The sequence below is a fragment of the Rhizobacter sp. P2_H2 genome (genome assembly GCF_056403375.1).
Map to the genome: position 1 here is coordinate 1 of NZ_JBFUFP010000655.1, position 3,108 is coordinate 3,108.

4 protein-coding genes are annotated in these 3,108 nt (G+C 69.0%); 3 read left to right on the plus strand and 1 reads right to left on the minus strand.

Going from position 1 to position 3,108, the window contains the following annotated elements:
* Positions 1-263 (plus strand): DsbA family oxidoreductase (locus AC1D15_RS24150; protein ID WP_477827962.1); only part of this gene is annotated, 263 nt, incomplete at its 5' end.
* On the opposite strand, the gene AC1D15_RS24155 is transcribed toward AC1D15_RS24150, so the two are convergent.
* Positions 250-1,551, minus strand: coding sequence for a DUF805 domain-containing protein (locus tag AC1D15_RS24155; protein WP_477827963.1), 1,302 nt, complete (start codon positions 1,549-1,551; stop codon positions 250-252). The genes AC1D15_RS24150 and AC1D15_RS24155 overlap by 14 nt on opposite strands.
* A 228-nt stretch (positions 1,552-1,779) precedes the next feature.
* Between AC1D15_RS24155 and AC1D15_RS24160 the strand changes: the two genes are divergently transcribed.
* Positions 1,780-2,025, plus strand: a complete 246-nt coding sequence (locus tag AC1D15_RS24160) for a helix-turn-helix transcriptional regulator (protein ID WP_047501568.1) — start codon at positions 1,780-1,782, stop codon at positions 2,023-2,025.
* A 3-nt stretch (positions 2,026-2,028) separates the two neighbouring features.
* The coding region (locus AC1D15_RS24165; protein ID WP_477827964.1) for a type II toxin-antitoxin system HipA family toxin at positions 2,029-3,108 on the plus strand (1,080 nt) is incomplete at its 3' end.

The window sequence follows — 3,108 nt, forward strand, 5'->3', positions numbered from 1 at the left end:
ACTTCACCGATGGGCAGGACCCGAGCTCACGCGAGCTGCTGGTGAAGGTGGCCGGCGAGGTCGGGCTCGACGTGGCGCGCGCCCGCGAGGTGCTCGCGACGAACGAGTTCGCCGACGAGGTGCGCGCGCAGGAGGAGTTCTACCGCCAGCACGGCATCCAGGCCGTGCCGTCGGTGATCATCAACGACCGCCACCTGATCCAGGGCGGCCAGCCGCCCGAGGTGTTCGAGCGGGCGTTGCGCGAACTGCTCAGTGCTGCTTGAGCCACTGGCCGTTGACGTTCACCAGCGTGCACGGCCCGGTGTAGGGCTTGCGGTTGGCCTCGCAGGCCGACATGGCCTGGCGCGCTGCCTCGCGCGGTGAGCTCTGGCCGGAGCGCCAGCCGAAGGCGCCGCTGTCGGACGACGCGAAGGCCTTGTGGTTCGCCTGGGCCAGGTACTCGTCGGTGAAGGCCTTCAGCGCGTCCGGGCCGACGATCACGTCGGCGGCCTGGGCGGCGCGCGGGTCGAACTGCTCCGTCGCCGGAGCCTCGGCCTCGCGGGCGCGCTTGACATACGACCGGTACGACGAGAACGAGCCGAGCAGGATCAGCACCAGCAGCACACCCGTGATCACCGCGGCCACGGCGTTGCCGCGGCGCGGCTGTGGACCGTAGTCGTTGTCGCCCTCGGTGCCCGGCCAGAAGATCATCGCCAGGCTGAGCAAGCCGCCGAAGACGGGCACCGACAGCAGCAGCGACCACCAGCCGCTGCGGTTCATGTCGTGCAGCCGCAGCGCGCTGGCGCGCACCGACCAGATGACGAACGCGGCGAAGACCGGTATGAGCAGCAGCGCGAAGCCCACCGAGCGGAAGATCGGCAGGATGATCGCCGCGGCGATGGCAATCAACGCGACACCGAGCACGCTCAGCATGCCGGTGTTGAAGTAGGCGATGCGGCCGATGCGGCCTTCGAAGCTCAGGCTCAGGACCGGAGGCAAATCCTCGGTGGCTTCGTACCCCATGGCACCACCCGACTTCGGCGGCGCATAGCGGCCGCCGTTGCGGGCCGCCAGGCGCTCGGCGCGGGCCCGGTCGATCTCTTCCTGCTTGTTGGCGATCGCACGCGCGATGTCGGTGGAGCAGTTGCGGCAGAACGCGCGCTTGGGCTGGCGCTCGCCGCAGTTGGGGCAGATCACCTGCTCTTCGAGCGGTGCGAGCGGCGGGATGGTGGCGGCGAGCGGCGTCGGCGGCGGCGCGGCGACGGGTGCGGCGGTGGGGGCCTTCACGGCAGGGATCGGTGGCGTCGCCGGTGACGAGGTGGGCACCGGCTTGCCATCCGCCGTCTCGACCAGCACCTGCATGCCCATCTGGCGAAACTTCTGCACGTAGCGATCGGCATCGGCAAGCGCGATGGCGCGCTTGATCACCGTGCGGCCGCCGGCGAACACCTCTTCCAGCCGCTCGCCCTCGACGCGGTAGGCCTGCGCGAAGCTGCGCTTGACCTCGTCGAGGCTGAACCCGCTCAGCAGCTCGCCCGCGAACACCAGGCGCACCTGTGCACTGCCTTCCATCGAATCCCTCCGGGCCCCAGCCCTGCGCTGTTTGGGCGTGAGCATAGGGGCGCCCAGTGCCGGAGAGCCCCTGCAAGAGGCCATTCATCCTCAATATTGGGGGGATGCGTGTGATTTTTCGGATGGACTGAAACAGCCCTTGTGCTGTTCTTTTCACTTACAGCTTATATGCAGTAAATATATTCAACAGGCTACAATTTGTGAACCTGAAGTACGCTCGGAGCTTGCATGCCTGACTTCACTGTTCGCACCGCGGATCAACTGCCGACCCTGCTGCAGGCCTTCCGCAAGGAGGCCGGCCTGACGCAGAGTGAAGCCGCCCTGCGTCTTGGCGTCACCCAGCAGACCTACTCGGCCCTGGAGCGCAACGCCGAGAAAGTGGGCGCCGCCCGGCTGCTGAAACTGCTGGGCATCCTCGGTGTCGAGCTCGTGCTGAGCAAGCCCGCCGCCAGCCCCACGCCGCCGTCCTGGTGACGCATGGGACGCCGATCGCACACCCGCTCGCTCGGGCTCTGGATGAACGGGGTCTTCGTCGGCACCTGGAGCCAGGCGCCGAACGCGCCGGACACGCTGCAGTACGACCTCGGGTGGACGGCGTCGGCGCAAGGGCGGCCACTGTCGCTGTCGCTGCCGTTCACACCCGGCAACGGGCCGCATCGCGGGCCCAAGGTTCGGGCCTGGTTCGACAACCTGCTGCCGGACAGCCAGGACATCCGCGAACGGATGGCGCGCCGCTACGCGACCGGCACGACCGAGGTGTTCGACCTGCTGTCCGAGATCGGTCGCGACTGCGTGGGTGCCCTGGAGATCCTGTCCACGGGCCGGGCCCCGGCCGGCGCCTCGGCCGTGCAGGCACAGCCGTTGACCGAGGCCCAGGTGGCCGAGGTGCTGCGCGGCACCACGACGCCGCACACGCTGGGGCTGGTCGCCAACGACGACGACTTCCGCATCTCCATCGCGGGGGCGCAGGAGAAGACGGCGCTGCTCCATCACGACGGACAGTGGTGCCTGCCGCGGGGCGGCACGCCCACCACGCACATCTTCAAGCTGCCGCTGGGGCTGATCGGCGGCATGAAGCTCGACATGCGCGACTCGGTCGAGAACGAGTGGCTGTGCTCGCGGATCCTGCAAGCGTACGGGCTGCCGGTGGCGGCCTGCATGCCACTGCAGTTCGAGGACATGAAGGCGCTCGTGGTCGAGCGCTTCGACCGCGCGTGGTGGAGCGGCCCGGCCGGCGAGCGGCGGCTGATCCGCCTGCCGCAGGAGGACATGTGCCAGGCCAGCGGCGTGCCGCCCGGTGCCAGGTACGAAGCCGAGGGCGGCCCGGGCATGGACCGCATCCTGGACGTGCTCGCCGGTTCGATGGCGCGCGAGCAGGACCGCCGGACCTTCTTCCAGGCGCAGGTGCTGTTCTGGATGCTGTGCGCGACGGACGGCCACGCGAAGAACTTCAGCCTCTTCCTGCGGGCCGGCGGGCGCTACCAGCTGACGCCGCTCTATGACGTGCTGTCGGCGTACCCGGTGCTGGGCGCAGGACCATCAAGTATCTCGCCCTTC

Excerpts from the sequence above, each read along its gene's own strand:
- AC1D15_RS24155 (WP_477827963.1), bottom strand. The coding sequence starts at position 1,551 with ATGGAAGGCAGTGCACAGGTGCGCCTGGTGTTCGCGGGCGAGCTGCTG.
- AC1D15_RS24160 (WP_047501568.1), top strand. The coding sequence starts at position 1,780 with ATGCCTGACTTCACTGTTCGCACCGCGGATCAACTGCCGACCCTGCTG.